The 13612-nt window shown below is 55.7% G+C and carries 15 protein-coding genes; 9 read left to right on the top strand and 6 right to left on the bottom strand.

Translation table 11 applies throughout. From position 1 onward, the window contains the following. Positions 1 to 58: 58 nt before the first annotated feature. Positions 59 to 700: an orotate phosphoribosyltransferase gene (gene pyrE / locus K7H21_RS00600; RefSeq protein ID WP_004126666.1), complete on the top strand. Its 642-nt coding sequence runs from the start codon at positions 59 to 61 to the stop codon at positions 698 to 700. A gap of 124 nt (positions 701 to 824) precedes the next feature. Here pyrE and slmA read toward each other — a convergent pair whose 3' ends face one another. The 3 genes from slmA to coaBC all read right to left on the bottom strand — a co-directional run bounded on the left by slmA (position 825) and on the right by coaBC (position 3246). Further along, positions 825 to 1421, bottom strand: a complete 597-nt coding sequence (gene slmA, locus K7H21_RS00605; protein ID WP_223035510.1) for a nucleoid occlusion factor SlmA — start codon at positions 1419 to 1421, stop codon at positions 825 to 827. A gap of 177 nt (positions 1422 to 1598) precedes the next feature. Then, the gene (dut, locus tag K7H21_RS00610) at positions 1599 to 2057 is read right to left on the bottom strand and encodes a dUTP diphosphatase (RefSeq protein WP_004126662.1); all 459 of its coding nucleotides are present in this window, start codon (positions 2055 to 2057) and stop codon (positions 1599 to 1601) included. Next, the gene (coaBC, locus tag K7H21_RS00615) at positions 2035 to 3246 is read right to left on the bottom strand and encodes a bifunctional phosphopantothenoylcysteine decarboxylase/phosphopantothenate--cysteine ligase CoaBC (protein WP_071988288.1); all 1212 of its coding nucleotides are present in this window, start codon (positions 3244 to 3246) and stop codon (positions 2035 to 2037) included. Before coaBC ends, dut begins: the two co-directional genes overlap by 23 nt. A 175-nt stretch (positions 3247 to 3421) precedes the next feature. Here coaBC and radC point away from each other — a divergent pair, with 175 nt between their 5' ends. The 8 genes from radC to mutM all read left to right on the top strand — a co-directional run bounded on the left by radC (position 3422) and on the right by mutM (position 10904). After that, complete coding sequence (gene radC / locus K7H21_RS00620) at positions 3422 to 4087, top strand: RadC family protein (RefSeq protein WP_004126657.1); 666 nt, start codon at positions 3422 to 3424, stop codon at positions 4085 to 4087. 217 nt (positions 4088 to 4304) lie between these two features. Then, positions 4305 to 4541, top strand: coding sequence for a 50S ribosomal protein L28 (rpmB, locus tag K7H21_RS00625; RefSeq protein ID WP_002436699.1), 237 nt, complete (start codon positions 4305 to 4307; stop codon positions 4539 to 4541). Positions 4542 to 4561: 20 nt separating this feature from the next. Further along, positions 4562 to 4729: a 50S ribosomal protein L33 gene (gene rpmG, locus K7H21_RS00630; protein ID WP_003024094.1), complete on the top strand. Its 168-nt coding sequence runs from the start codon at positions 4562 to 4564 to the stop codon at positions 4727 to 4729. Positions 4730 to 4923: 194 nt separating this feature from the next. Then, positions 4924 to 5601 (top strand): vWA domain-containing protein, encoded by a 678-nt coding sequence (locus tag K7H21_RS00635; protein WP_004126649.1) that lies wholly within the window; start codon positions 4924 to 4926, stop codon positions 5599 to 5601. 4 nt (positions 5602 to 5605) lie between these two features. Continuing rightward, positions 5606 to 6331: a PP2C family serine/threonine-protein phosphatase gene (locus K7H21_RS00640; RefSeq protein ID WP_195322339.1), complete on the top strand. Its 726-nt coding sequence runs from the start codon at positions 5606 to 5608 to the stop codon at positions 6329 to 6331. Beyond that, on the top strand, positions 6321 to 7694 hold the full coding sequence (locus tag K7H21_RS00645; RefSeq protein ID WP_123828658.1) for a DNA-binding protein: 1374 nt from the start codon (positions 6321 to 6323) through the stop codon (positions 7692 to 7694). The genes K7H21_RS00640 and K7H21_RS00645 overlap by 11 nt, the downstream gene beginning before the upstream one ends. Then, positions 7695 to 10031, top strand: a complete 2337-nt coding sequence (locus K7H21_RS00650; protein ID WP_154902626.1) for a TonB family protein — start codon at positions 7695 to 7697, stop codon at positions 10029 to 10031. Positions 10032 to 10094: 63 nt separating this feature from the next. Beyond that, positions 10095 to 10904, top strand: a complete 810-nt coding sequence (gene mutM, locus K7H21_RS00655) for a bifunctional DNA-formamidopyrimidine glycosylase/DNA-(apurinic or apyrimidinic site) lyase (protein WP_049112648.1) — start codon at positions 10095 to 10097, stop codon at positions 10902 to 10904. 117 nt (positions 10905 to 11021) lie between these two features. Here the strand turns inward: mutM and coaD are convergent, their stop codons facing one another. From coaD to waaA, 3 genes are read right to left on the bottom strand one after another with little or no spacing between them, the layout of a single operon-like run. Beyond that, positions 11022 to 11498, bottom strand: a complete 477-nt coding sequence (gene coaD, locus K7H21_RS00660; protein WP_004106901.1) for a pantetheine-phosphate adenylyltransferase — start codon at positions 11496 to 11498, stop codon at positions 11022 to 11024. Next, positions 11495 to 12271, bottom strand: a complete 777-nt coding sequence (locus K7H21_RS00665; protein WP_004126637.1) for a glycosyltransferase family 2 protein — start codon at positions 12269 to 12271, stop codon at positions 11495 to 11497. Before K7H21_RS00665 ends, coaD begins: the two co-directional genes overlap by 4 nt. Continuing rightward, on the bottom strand, positions 12271 to 13545 hold the full coding sequence (gene waaA / locus K7H21_RS00670; protein WP_142480922.1) for a lipid IV(A) 3-deoxy-D-manno-octulosonic acid transferase: 1275 nt from the start codon (positions 13543 to 13545) through the stop codon (positions 12271 to 12273). The genes K7H21_RS00665 and waaA overlap by 1 nt, the downstream gene beginning before the upstream one ends. Positions 13546 to 13612 lie beyond the last annotated feature (67 nt).

Here is a 13612-nt window from a genome sequence, read left to right on the forward strand (position 1 = left end):
GGCGACTGAGAAGTCGCCTTTTTTTTGTCCGTAGAAAAGTAAGATGAGGAGCGAATCCATGAAACCGTATCAGCGCCAGTTTATTGAGTTTGCGCTTAACAAGCAGGTACTTAAGTTTGGCGAATTTACGCTGAAATCCGGGCGCAAGAGCCCCTATTTCTTCAACGCCGGCCTGTTTAATACCGGGCGCGATCTGGCTCTGTTAGGCCGTTTTTATGCCGAAGCGCTGGTGGATTCCGGGATTGATTTTGACCTGCTGTTTGGCCCGGCCTATAAAGGCATTCCGATTGCCACGACCACGGCGGTCGCGCTGGCGGAACACCATGACCGCGATCTGCCTTACTGCTTTAACCGCAAAGAGGCGAAGACTCACGGCGAGGGTGGAAACCTGGTGGGGAGCGCGCTGCAGGGCCGCGTGATGCTGGTGGATGATGTGATTACCGCAGGCACCGCGATTCGGGAATCGATGGAAATTATTCAGGCCAACGGTGCTGAGCTGGCCGGCGTACTGATCTCTCTGGATCGTCAGGAACGCGGACGCGGCGAAATCTCCGCGATTCAGGAAGTTGAGCGCGACTACGGCTGTAAAGTGATTTCCATCGTGACGCTGAAAGACCTGATTAGCTATCTGGAAGAGAAACCGGAAATGGCTGAACACCTGGCGTCCGTTCGCGCCTATCGCGAAGCGTACGGCGTATAAACCGCAGCCCGGCAGGCGCCGGGCTGATTCAAGCCGCTACGCTGAGAGCTGCAGGATATCAACGCGGATCACGTTCCTGTGGGAAGAGATGCAGCCTTTCTGGCTGCATAGAGACAGGCGATAATTACTTCAGCTGGGCGGCGACCAGCGGCCAGCGGGTGTCAAAATCGTCCGTCGGGCGATATTTAAATTCGCTGCGCACAAAGCGCGACAGCATCCCTTCGCAGAAGGCCAATAGCTGGCTGGCCAGCAGGGCCTCATCGACGGTAAAGCCTTCGCCTTCGCGCATTTTCTTTTCCCGCATCACCTGACGCAACTGAACTTCAATACGCTCGAACAGCTGATTGATACGGCCCTGAAGCCGGTCCTGTTCAAACATCAGCGCATGGCCGGTCAGAATTCGTGTCAGCCCAGGATTACGCTCGCCAAACCCAAGAATCAACAGAACAATCAGCCGCAGGCGCGCTGAAGTGTCTTTTTCATCTTTTAAAATCAAATTGATGCGCGTAATCAGGCTGTCTTCAATAAATTCAATCAGGCTATCAAACATGCGGGTCTTGCTCGGGAAATGCCGATACAGAGCCGCTTCGGATACGCCAACGGACGCCGCCAGTTTCGCTGTGGTAATGCGCTGACTTCCATCGCTGGATTCAAGCATTAGCGCCAGAGATTGAAGTATTTCTTCGCGACGATTCCTTTTCGCAGTTTGTTTTTCTGCCATGTTTTAAAATACCCCTGAAAAAAAGCACTTGTCAGGCAGGCACCCACAAAGCGACCGCAAGCTGTGGCCTGCGGTGATGTTATTGCATTAGTGCGCTTTGCGATGCTGGTTCCACTTCATCCTTCAGGCTGCCTTTTTGCCGGCGACGCCCCGAAAGGTTTTTGTCTAACGCCGGGCTTATTGACGCCCTGAGTGGCCGAAGCCGCCTTCGCCGCGATCGGTGGCGTCAAAATCTTCCACCAGGTTAAATTCCGCCTGCACAACAGGCACAAACACCATTTGCGCGATGCGCTCGCCGGGTTCGATGATGAAGCTCTGCTGGCTGCGGTTCCAGACGGAAACCATCAGCTGGCCCTGATAGTCAGAATCAATCAGACCGACCAGGTTACCCAGTACGACACCGTGCTTATGGCCCAGCCCGGAGCGTGGGAGAATGACCGCGGCCAGAGAAGGATCGGCAATATGAATCGCCAGTCCGGTTGGCACGAGGGTGGTTGCGCCGGGAGCCAGCTCTACGGCGTCATCGAGACAGGCTCGCAGGTCAAGTCCGGCGGAGCCGGAGGTGGCATAGGTCGGCAGCGGAAATTGCTGACCAACGCGCGGGTCCAGAATCTTAACGTCGATTTTTTTCATCATAACGGGTAACGATCTCGTCGAGTAATAATTGGCCCAGGAGTTCCTTGCGCTCAAGTGGTAAGCGCTTATCTCCTTCCTGCCAGAAAAGGTGTAATGCATTGCTGTCGCTGTTAAATCCTTGATTTGGCTGTGAAACATCATTTGCGCAAATCAGATCAAGATTTTTGCGGGCTCGCTTTTGCCGTGCGTATTCTTCCACATTATTTGTTTCGGCGGCAAACCCAACGACGTAAGGGCGGTTGGCCTTAAGCGCAGCGACCCCTGCGACGATATCCGGATTTTTAACCATTTTCAGGGTTAATTCATCACCTTGTTTTTTAATTTTTTCTTCGGCGATGGCAACCGCGCGGTAGTCGGCGACTGCCGCACAGCCAATAAAAATCTGCTGTTGAGACGCGCTGTTTTGCACCGCGGCTTCCATTTCCAGCGCGGTTGTGACATCAATTCTGTGTACAAACGGCGGCGTAGGCAGCGAAACCGGGCCGCTCACCAGCGTGACGTTCGCTCCGCGGCGCGCGGCGGCGGCGGCAATCGCGAAGCCCATCTTACCAGAACTGTGGTTGGTGATATAACGCACCGGATCCAGCGGCTCCCGGGTGGGGCCCGCGGTAATCATGATGTTCAGATGTTGCAAATCTTTGACAGGAGAGAAATGCTGCGCGGCCATATCCACAATGGTCAGCGGGTCGAGCATCCGCCCTGGGCCAATATCGCCGCAGGCCTGGCTGCCGCTGTCCGGGCCCCAGACCAGCAGGCCGCGTGCGGCGATGACGCCAAGATTATGCTGGGTGGCGGCGGCGCGATACATCTGCTGGTTCATGGCGGGCAAGACGGCGACCGGCGACGGCGTAGCGAGACAGATCGTCGAGACGAGATCGTTGGCCATGCCTGCCGCGATGCGGGCGATTAAGTCGGCGGTGGCGGGGGCAAGAATGACCAGGTCAGCCCATTTCCCCAGCTCAATATGGCCCATTGCCGCTTCGGCGGCCGGGTCGAGCAGGCTGTCGGATACCGGATAACCGGATACCGCCTGTAAACTTAACGGCGTAATAAAGGCTTTTGCGGCTTCCGTCATGGCGACGCGGACATCCGCGCCGCGGTCACGCAGGCGGCGCACCAGTTCCGGCGTTTTATAGGCGGCAATGCCGCCGCTCACGCCAAGAACGATCTTTTTACCAGCCAGACTCATCATGATTTTTTCCTGTTGCGGTACACCAGAATTCGCGCATCTTATCACAATCCTCACGGCATCGTGTGCCTGGTAGAGATTCACTTTGCGAGGCGCCACGCAGGGACAAAACTTGCGTATCGGCGGCGCAAAAAGGCTGTGCCAGGATAGCGCGGAGTGGGAAGGAGAGGCCGCGATGGAAATACAAGAATCCCTGATGCCGAGGGAAAAGATGCAGCGCTACGGTATCGAAGTTTTGTCGGATATTGAGCTGTTGGCGCTATTTTTACGTACCGGTACCCGCACGCAGGATGTGATGACGTTTTCGCGCGAGTTGCTGCAGCGTTTTGGCTCGCTGTACGGCCTGTTATCGGCGGAGGAGTCGCAGTTTGCCGAGGTCGAAGGCATTGGCCTGGCGAAATATGCGCAGCTAAAAGGGATTGCTGAACTGGCGCGACGCTATTTTAGTCTGCGAATGACCGAAGAACCCTCGCTGGTTACCCCATCGATGACGCGGGAATTTCTGCAAAGTCAGTTAGCCGACGAAGAGCGCGAGATCTTCATGGTGATCTTTTTAGACAATCAGAACCGGGTATTGAAACATAGCCGACTTTTTTCTGGTACTCTTAGCCACGTTGAGGTGCATCCGCGAGAAATCGTACGCGAAGCCATCAAAGTGAACGCCGCCGCGGTGATCCTGGCACATAATCATCCATCCGGTAGTCCTGAGCCGAGCAAGGCCGACAGGTTGATTACCGAAAGAGTGATAAAATGTTGTCGATTCATGGATATACGTGTGCTTGATCACCTTGTAATCGGCCGCGGAGCGTACGTATCTTTTGCTGAACGCGGCTGGATTTAGCCCCGATCGCGCGATCCATCGGGATCTTTGTCTGTTCGGGACTTGAGCACATCGCCGAGTCAGCGTATACTACGCCACCTTTGAGAATCTCGGGTTTGGCATTTGGGCCTGGCAATCGAGAGTTCAATAGAACTATGCGATGACCGGGCTGTAAAGCCTGACGAGGCGCCAATACCCCATACGAAGCTCGAGCTAATTTGATTTTTGGAGAATAGACATGTCCCGAGTCTGCCAAGTTACTGGCAAGCGTCCGGTGACCGGTAACAACCGTTCCCACGCACTGAACGCGACTAAACGCCGTTTCCTGCCGAACCTGCACTCTCACCGTTTCTGGGTTGAGAGCGAGAAGCGTTTTGTCACCCTGCGCGTATCTGCTAAAGGTATGCGTGTTATTGATAAGAAAGGCATCGATACAGTTCTGTCCGAACTGCGTGCCCGTGGCGAAAAGTACTAAGTACTTAGAGGAAATAAGTCATGGCTAAAGGTATTCGTGAGAAAATCAAGCTGGTTTCTTCTGCTGGTACTGGTCACTTCTATACCACCACGAAGAACAAACGTACTAAGCCGGAAAAACTGGAACTGAAAAAGTTCGATCCAGTTGTCCGTCAGCACGTTTTATACAAAGAAGCTAAAATCAAATAATTTTAGATTCCTTGTAAAGAAAAACCCCGCCTCGGCGGGGTTTTTTGTTTCCATTTTATAGCCCTCCCTCAGTATTAATCAGTCGTCCATGTTTTCCTTTCAATCATTAACTATATGAATGAGATGGTTTTTCTTGTCTTGAGTGCATGAGGTGTTTATCCTGCCGGTACAGAAAACCACCGACAGGGATTGTTATGGCATCTTTAATTCCGGATGTTTCATTTATTGATAATAGTGAACAGCGCACGCCTTTAATTTTGGTTCTCGATTGTTCCGGTAGTATGGACGGCCAACCTATGGCTCAGCTCAATCAGGGGCTTAAGCTCCTGGAAGAAGAGCTGAAGCAGGATGTCATCGCGGCTAAACGCGTCCGCCTGCTGGTGATTAAATACGGCGGTTATGATGAATGTGAACTGTATGGCGACTGGTGTGATGCGATGGACTTCACGGCTCCCGTACTTGAAGCCAATGGACTGACGCCAACCGGGCAGGCCGTTAGCCTGGCGCTGAGCGAAATCGAGGCAGAAAAACAGCGTCTGAAAGCAGCTGGTGTACCCTATACCCGGCCATGGCTGTTTTTGATGTCGGACGGCGAGCCTACGGACAACTGGCAAGCCGCGGCGCAGGAGTGTCGCGAAGCGCAGGCGGCAAACAAAGTCGCCGTATTCCCGATTAGCGTAGGAAAAGAAGCCACTGAATCAATGGGCCACTTCAGCCGTAGCGGCATTAACGGCGTGAAGCAGCTAAAAGGATTGCAGTTCCGCGAGCTGTTCCTCTGGCTGAGCGCCAGTATGCAGGTCGTTTCGCAGTCGACGCCGGGCGGTAAAGCACAGCTGCCGCCGACGGATAGCTGGTCAGAAATTTCGGTCTGATGCCATGAGCTGGCGCGTTTACGCTTCGTCGGTCATTGGCAGCAGCCACCGACAAAATAACCTACCCTGTCAGGATGCTTTTTGCTATCGCAATTTGGGCGATCGCCTGGTGGCCGTCGTTTGTGACGGCGCAGGCTCCGCCGCGTATGGCGAACAGGGGGCGGCTTTGGTCAGCCGGGAGCTGGTTGAGGGGCTGGTAAAATTTACCGCCGTACCCGATGAAAATCAGCTGTCTACTCTGGTGGAGAGCGTGCGCAAGACCATTCTGAGCCAGGCGCAAGAGCGGGAACGCTCCGCAGGCGATTTTGCCTGTACTGTTGTGGCCGCGTGGCTCGGGGAGAGTGCCTCAGTGATGCTACATATCGGCGACGGTGTTGCAGCGTTGCATATTGATGCTGATGAGCACTTCTCTTTACCTGAGAACGGAGAATACGCTAACCAGACCTGGTTTCTTACCAGTCACGACTGGCGAGACCATTTACGTATCAGCCAGTTTGCTGGTCGCGCCACGCAGCTGGTGATGATGTCTGACGGCGTGCAGCCGTTCGCGCTAAACCGGCGCGGCGATGCGCTGTTCTCTCCTTTTATGGATCCTGTTTTGCGCTATTTACAGCAGGTCTCCGAGGTTAAAGGGAGCGAAGCGATATGCGCCACGCTTGACGATCCGCGCTCCTGGGCGATAACCGGTGATGACAAGACGCTTCTGGTAGCTCTGCGTCATGAAGCATAAAAAGGTTGCGACCTGCTATACCGAGCAGCGCCGCGCGGTACGTCTGGGGAAACTCATCAAGAGCGGCGGTGCGGGTAGCGTCTATTTCCTGGCGGATGACCCGGACCGCGTTGCCAAAATTTACCATCCCCATACCGATACCGGTTATTACCAGCGTAAGCTCGGCGCTATGCTGGCGCAGCGCCCGGAAATCCCTGCGCCGACAGAAGATGAGGCGATTGTTCAGCTGGCATGGCCTGATTATTTGCTTTTCGATGAGCGCAGGCGCGTCGTTGGTTTTGTTATGCCTGTTCTGGATACCCAGCGCACCATTGAGCTGGAGTACATTTTACAGGCGCGGCAGGCGAAGGCGCAGAATCTGCCGGAAGGCATCGGCGCAAAAGTGAGCCTGGCCTGTAACCTCGCAACCCTGGTATCCGCGCTGCACGCTCGGCAGCACCGGGTGATCGACATGAAGCCGATCAACCTGCGGTTTTATCGTGACAGCCTCTATATCGCGCTGCTGGACTGCGATGGCTTTAGCATCCAGGGCGTCGGTGAACGTTTCCCGGCCGGGCAGTTTACGGCGGATTACCTGGCGCCGGAGTTTCAGCGCATCGGGCAAGTACCCGGAGAACAGGAAGAGGCTCAGGATCGCTTTTCTCTGGCAGTCATTATTTTCCAACTGCTTAACCACGGTATCCATCCCTATAGCGGCCGTTCACAAACGGCGAAGGTGCCTGATGATTTATCAGGGCGTATTGCCGTGGGCTGCTACGCCTATGGCATTGATGCCGCAAACAGTATCGCCCCGGTACCGGCCAGCACTCACCATCTCTTGCCGCTCGAGCTTCGTAAGCTGTTCGATCGCGCTTTTAGCGATTCAGCCTCCCGACGTCCTTCCGCCGATGAATGGGCGCAGGTGCTGCGTCCTTATGCGCTACGCAGCACGCAAAAAATTATTCTCTGTAGTCAGAAGCATCAGCATTTCGCCGGAATGCCGTGCCTGGTGTGTGCGCGTGAAAAACAGCTTACCGAGGGGGTAAAACAGGCGAAGCTGCATAAAAGGACGCAAACCATTCGCCCGCGTCCTGCGCCTGTAAAACGGCAGCCTCATGCGGCGTCAGCCGCCGCGGTTCCTCGGCAGCCAGCCGTGCCGGGGCCGTTAACGCTGCTGTGGCGCAATATTCGCGGCAAAGTCCCTTCGTTTGTATGGCATGGCGCCCTGGCTCTTATTAGTACGCTGGTGATGGCCATATTAGCGCGCAATTTTACCCAACTGAGCGGTCCCTGGCATGCCTGGTACGATAACGCGGCGTTAATCCTGATTTTTGTCTGGATAACCGTGATGGGGTTGCTGGCGATTTTTCGGAGTAAGCCATAGATGATTACGCCGAAGTTAAAATACCTGCTGGTTATCTTGTCTTTGATTGCGCTTTTTGTCGCGCCGAATATGGTGCTCTTTCTCTGGTCTGCACCCTTTATGTTGGTGGATAAGCTTTCGCTTTTACCTGCGGTGCTCAACGACCCCCAGCGTTTATATCTCTATGGCCTGTGGCTGGGGGGAATGCTCTATTTTTCCGCCCTGATGTGGGTGGCGGTTACCCGGCGTAATAAAGGTTATCTGGCAGCCGCCGTGGCGCAGGTTGTTTTTGTCGTGGGGATCACGTTATTCAATGTCCCCATCGGCGAGCAGAACCAGCGGCGCTGGCACAGTATGAATCAGCTGGAATCACCCGCCTGGCAGGGATTTCTCTATGATCGCCATGCCCGTTTTATTCAGATAACCCTGGGCGGAGAGCCGTTTAATCAGCATCAGATTATTGAGCAATTTCTCGCGCAGAAAAGACCGCTGGCGGAGCTGCCGCTTGGCTGGAGTGAAGAAGATGCCGCCGCTGCCGATGCGTTCTGGCAACAGGCATTGGGCTATCCTGAGCAAGAGGCAAAAGCCCTTCCGAAGATGGATGATTATTTGTCCTGGATGCCGGACCGTGGCGATCTGACGCTGGCTGCGGCCGTCCTGACGCTGGCCACGGATGCCAATAAATCGCTGGCTGAAAGCGCGTTTCGTCGGGCAATCGCTATTGTGCCGGAAAACCCTGACGCCTGGCTGGGTTGGGCATTAGCGCTGATTCAGTCCCGGGATGATGAGCGGGTGCGAAATTCGCAGTTTCAGCCGCTTACGCAAAGCATCACCAGCGGATTATTGATGGCGGAGGGCCTGAAGGATAGCCCGCGCCAGCCTGCGCTACAGCAGCGGTTAGAGGAGTATATCGCGCAAATGCCGGCAGAAGATCGGCAAATCCTGCAAATTCTGCGGGCCAGAATGCAGAGCCATTCCTGCGATTTGCCACTGGACAGCTATGCCTCGGAAAAGGGTGAGGCTGGTAAGGTACTGCCTTTATCGAAACCGATCCTGTTTAAACAAGGCCCTGTGCATAGCGTCAGCCCGGTTAACGAGCGCTTTCCCGGACACGTGAGTATTGAGGCCGAAAGATATGGAATCGCCAAAGAGACGTTGTCTCCGATGCTCTATCCGGCGATATATAAATTTATCAAGTCGGCGACGACGGTGCTCTCGGTGGATACTCACGTTAGCGGCGATCTGTTAAACGTGGTGGTTGAATGCAGTAGCGGCGTTCCAGAGTTTGATAAGGCTGCGCTGCACTACGCGCAGCAGTGGCGTTTTCACGCTAACCCGCAGGGAAGGCGTTTGCTGATACCAGTGACGTTTATCAGCGATCGTCTGCCTCCTGAGGAACACTATCGGGAGATGGAAACACGGGCGATGCGTATCGCCCGGCTGGCGGCCCGGCATAATAAAGCCGGGATGGAAACTGCCGCGCAAGAGATGACCGCGCAATTCACCCGGATGAAAGCGCTCTTTCCGCAGAAGAAGCTCAGCGCGGAAGAGGCGCGAAATTTGCAGCTCGTCTACTTCAAAAAGCGGGATAAAAGTACCAAAAGCCGAATGGAAGCCTTCACTGAAATGACCGAGGCGATGGAGGCCCTGGTTGATACGCATCCGTACTACGCGCCGCTATTGAAGGATCTGGCGCTGCGAAAGAGCTTTGCTTCTTTTGAAGAGAATCGGGCAACGTGGGCACAGCTGCTGGCGCTGGCTCCGGAAGACCCGCAGGTATGGATGGCCTGGGGTAGTCTGTGGGCCGAGCATGACCCCGAGCTGTACATTGGTGCGATGATCTATTCCCTGTTGCTACAGCCCCTCGTCGCGGATACCGAGCAGAAATTAGCCGATATCAAAACTAAGCTGCTGATGCGGGTTGGCATGGGTGAACGTAATGCGATTCTTTCAGCAAAAGTGTACGCGGATTATGTCGATATCCTCGGGGAAAGAGCGAAAGGTGAAGATACCGCAAAGGCCGGAGACATCTTACCGGCGAGCAAAATGCTGGACCGTCATGAAACCATTGTTGCCGGTGACTTTCCGGTGAGTATGGCGGTTGATATCGATCGGAATGAGGTGTTAAACGCGCCTTTCTTCAACGTTGAATGGAAGACGCCGCAGGCGCAAGGAGACAAACGCGCTGAGCTGAGCGTTGATATTGATAAAAATGGCGCTCCGACGCTGGTGCTGGTGAGCAAAAGCAGCGAAGTGGAAGAGTATGATGCACGGGCGATCGATATGTTTTGGCGCTGGAAATTCAAGCCGCAGCCTGACGGCAGGAGAATAACTATCCGAGTGAATTTTCAGCACTAAACGCTTCGTTACCTCCTGAAAGAGGTAAAATAGGGGCGCCTGCTGTTTTAACATGAGAAAAATATGCCTGAATTACCTGAAGTAGAAACCAGTCGCCGCGGCATTGAGCCGCACCTGGTGGGAGCCACCATCCTGCACGCCGTTGTGCGCAACGGGCGCCTGCGCTGGCCCGTTTCTGAAGAGATCTATCGTCTGAGCGACGTTCCGGTGCTCAGCGTACGCCGCCGTGCTAAATATCTGCTGCTGGAGCTGCCCGACGGCTGGATTATCGTCCACCTCGGCATGTCCGGCAGCCTGCGTATCCTCAGCGAAGAGCTGCCCGCGGAAAAACACGATCACGTAGACCTGGTGATGAGTAACGGCAAGGTCCTGCGCTATACCGATCCGCGCCGCTTTGGCGCCTGGCTGTGGACTAAAGAGCTGCAAGGCCATCCGGTGCTGGCGCATCTGGGGCCGGAGCCGCTGAGCGATGAGTTCAACGCCGATTATCTGCAGGCGAAGTGCGCGAAGAAGAAAACCGCGATTAAGCCCTGGCTAATGGATAATAAGCTGGTGGTCGGGGTGGGCAATATCTACGCCAGCGAATCGCTCTTTTCGGCGGGCATTCATCCCGACAGGCTGGCTTCTTCTCTATCGCGGGAGGAGTGCGAGCAGCTGGTGAAAGTGATTAAGCTGGTCCTGCTGCGCTCCATCGAACAGGGCGGGACGACGCTGAAAGATTTCCTGCAAAGCGACGGTAAACCGGGCTACTTTGCCCAAGAGCTGCAGGTGTATGGCCGCAAGGGCGAGCCGTGCCGCATTTGCGGGACGCCGGTTATCGGCAGTAAGCACGCCCAGCGGGCGACGTTTTATTGCCGCCAGTGTCAGAAGTAAAGTGCGGGGGTTACCGTGAACCCGGCTCGCGCTGCGCTTAGCCGGGCTACAGGGCGGCAACGGAGATAGCCCGCTAAGCGCAGCGCGAGCGGGGGAGTGCATGGGTAAAAAACTTTACTACAGCTTCTTCAGTAGCGCCTGGTGAACGTTTGCCGGCAGAAAGTGAGAGACATCGCCCTGGTGGCGCGCCACTTCTTTTACCAGCGAAGAGGAGATAAACGACCACTCTTTGCACGGCATCAGAAACACGCTCTCCAGCGTCGGCATCAAATGACGGTTCATATGCGCTAGCTGCATCTCATATTCAAAATCCGCCACCGCCCGCAGGCCGCGAATTAAAATATTCGCCTGCTGCGCGCGGGCGAAGTTGGCCATTAAATCGCTGAAGCCAATAACCTCAACGTTGACCAGATGCGCCGTTGCCTGGGTGGCCAGCGCGATGCGCTCGTCGAGAGTGAACATCGGCTTTTTGCTCGGGCTGGCGGCGATAGCCAGCAGCACTTTATCGAACATGCTGGCCGCGCGGGTGACGATATCGATATGGCCGTTGGTGATAGGGTCGAAGGTTCCCGGATAGATCGCTTTTGTGCTCATAATGACACTTTCTCCGAGTAGCCGCGGCTCAGGGCCCACAGCTCGGTGTATTTATTAAACGTATATTGCGCGTTGACCACCGCCAGCAGCCAACCTTGTTTCCCATCCAGAAAGCCCCCGCGCAGCAGCAGCGTTTTAACAAAAGCGCCCAGCGTATGGCCGAAGATAGCGGCCAGCGAGGTCTTCTTCCCTCTTTGATGGCGCTCCTGCGCCCAGGCGGCGGCGTAGGCCAACTGCTTTTGCTGAAAGCCGGAAAAATCGCGGCAGGTCAGATGCAGCAGGTCGCCCGCGAGTTCGATAACCTGCGCGCCCTGGGCGTCGAGAGATTCGTGGACCAGATTATCGTTATAGCGGTAACGGTCGCGTTCGTACAGGCGCATCACGCGGTCGGGGTACCATCCGCTGTGGCGCATAAAGCGGCCAAGGAAATAGTTGCGCCGGGCGATGCTGTATATCGCGCCGGTTTGCGGCGCGGCCAGCACGCTGCGGATGGACTGCTCAAGCTCCGGGGTCACGCGCTCGTCGGTATCGATCATCAGCACGTAGTCGCCGGTGGCGTAGGCCTGGGCGCGCTGGCGCTGAATGCCGTAGCCCTGCCAGTCGCGGTTGATATGTACCTGAACGCCCTGGCTGCGGGCGAGTTCGACGGTATTGTCGTTGCTGCCGGAATCCAGCAGCACTATCTCATCGGCCCAGCTTACCGAGGCCAGACAATCAGGCAGCAGATCCGCCGCGTTTTTGGCGATCATCACGACCGAGAGGCGAGGCGACATTAGTGGCTCCGCTGCGGCAGGTAGGGTTGTAGTAACTGTAGCAGACGGGAGAGCGCGCCCTGGTTTTGGTGCAGAACTTCCACCGCGTGACGGCCGTACCACAGACGGTAATCTTCATCGGTTAGCAGGTTAGACACCTGCGTTACCAGCGAGTCGGCGTCGGTGACGGTAATCAGTCCATCGTCCTGCTGCAGCTTGGCGCAGATATCTTTGAAGTTGAACGTGTACGGACCCATCAGTACCGGTATCGCATGGGCGGCGGGCTCCAGCGGGTTATGGCCGCCGCGTTCTACCAGGCTGCCGCCGACAAACGCGAGGTCGGCAATACCGTACAGCAGCATCAGCTCGCCCATGGTATCGCCAATCACCACTTGGGTACTGTTCGATGGGATTTCGCCGGTGCTGCGCAGGGTGTAGCTCATTCCCGCTTTCTGCACCATCTCGCGGGCGTCGCTGAAGCGCTCCGGATGGCGAGGGACAAGGATCAGCAGCAGGTTGGGGAAACGCTCGAGCAGCTTTTTATGCGCCTGAATAATAATTTGTTCTTCGCCGTCGTGGGTGCTGGTGGCAATCCACACCTGGCGGTGGGGCGCCCACTGGCGGCGTAGGGTGATGGCGCGAGCCGCCAGCTCCGGCGTGACCGAAATATCAAACTTCAGGCTGCCGGTGACCGCCAACTGATTGCGTTTCAGGCCAAGGGCGATAAAGCGGCTAGCGTCTTCTTCGTTCTGCGCGGCGATAAGGGTAATGCGGCTTAGCAGCCGACGCATAAATTTCCCCAGTTTGGCATAGCCTTTCGCCGACCGTTCGGAGAGGCGAGCGTTGGCGATCACCAGCGGGATTTTACGCTTGTGCAGCGTGGCGACCATGTTCGGCCAGAGTTCGGTTTCCATGACGATAACCAGCTTCGGCTGAACGGTGTTGAAGAAGCGGTTCATCGCGCCGGGCAGATCGTAAGGCAGATAGACGTGATGCACGTCTTTGCCGAAAGCGGACATGGCGCGTTCAGAGCCAGTTGGCGTCATGGTGGTGACGGTGATTGGCAGATAGGGGTAACGGTGGCGTAGCGCGCGCACCAGCGGAATCGCCGCCAGGGTTTCGCCAACGGAAACGGAATGCAGCAGGATGCCACCCGGTTCTACCTTGTTCTGGCAGAAGCCATAACGTTCCTTCCAGCGTTTACGATAGGCAGGGGCCTTACGGCTGCGTAACAGCAGTCGCAGCCACACCAGCGGCTGAATGAGGTAAAGTAGGGCGGTATAAAGCAATTCCAAGCGATTTATCCGTATTTATGTTTTTGCGGGCAAATTCTAAGCATTTAACCCGCGTAAAGCTATCTCT

The sequence above is a fragment of the Klebsiella sp. CTHL.F3a genome, assembly GCF_019890895.1.
Classification (GTDB): Bacteria; Pseudomonadota; Gammaproteobacteria; order Enterobacterales; family Enterobacteriaceae; genus Klebsiella; species Klebsiella grimontii.

What these genes read in the sequence shown, in the direction of transcription:
- K7H21_RS00650 (WP_154902626.1), top strand. Translation starts at nt 7,695, where the DNA reads ATGATTACGCCGAAGTTAAAATACCTGCTGGTTATCTTGTCTTTGATT.
- rpmG (WP_003024094.1), top strand. Translation starts at nt 4,562, where the DNA reads ATGGCTAAAGGTATTCGTGAGAAAATCAAGCTGGTTTCTTCTGCTGGT.
- K7H21_RS00665 (WP_004126637.1), bottom strand. Translation starts at nt 12,271, where the DNA reads ATGTCGCCTCGCCTCTCGGTCGTGATGATCGCCAAAAACGCGGCGGAT.
- dut (WP_004126662.1), bottom strand. Translation starts at nt 2,057, where the DNA reads ATGATGAAAAAAATCGACGTTAAGATTCTGGACCCGCGCGTTGGTCAG.
- coaD (WP_004106901.1), bottom strand. Translation starts at nt 11,498, where the DNA reads ATGAGCACAAAAGCGATCTATCCGGGAACCTTCGACCCTATCACCAAC.
- slmA (WP_223035510.1), bottom strand. Translation starts at nt 1,421, where the DNA reads ATGGCAGAAAAACAAACTGCGAAAAGGAATCGTCGCGAAGAAATACTT.
- coaBC (WP_071988288.1), bottom strand. Translation starts at nt 3,246, where the DNA reads ATGAGTCTGGCTGGTAAAAAGATCGTTCTTGGCGTGAGCGGCGGCATT.
- mutM (WP_049112648.1), top strand. Translation starts at nt 10,095, where the DNA reads ATGCCTGAATTACCTGAAGTAGAAACCAGTCGCCGCGGCATTGAGCCG.
- pyrE (WP_004126666.1), top strand. Translation starts at nt 59, where the DNA reads ATGAAACCGTATCAGCGCCAGTTTATTGAGTTTGCGCTTAACAAGCAG.
- K7H21_RS00645 (WP_123828658.1), top strand. Translation starts at nt 6,321, where the DNA reads ATGAAGCATAAAAAGGTTGCGACCTGCTATACCGAGCAGCGCCGCGCG.
- K7H21_RS00635 (WP_004126649.1), top strand. Translation starts at nt 4,924, where the DNA reads ATGGCATCTTTAATTCCGGATGTTTCATTTATTGATAATAGTGAACAG.
- rpmB (WP_002436699.1), top strand. Translation starts at nt 4,305, where the DNA reads ATGTCCCGAGTCTGCCAAGTTACTGGCAAGCGTCCGGTGACCGGTAAC.
- radC (WP_004126657.1), top strand. Translation starts at nt 3,422, where the DNA reads ATGGAAATACAAGAATCCCTGATGCCGAGGGAAAAGATGCAGCGCTAC.
- K7H21_RS00640 (WP_195322339.1), top strand. Translation starts at nt 5,606, where the DNA reads ATGAGCTGGCGCGTTTACGCTTCGTCGGTCATTGGCAGCAGCCACCGA.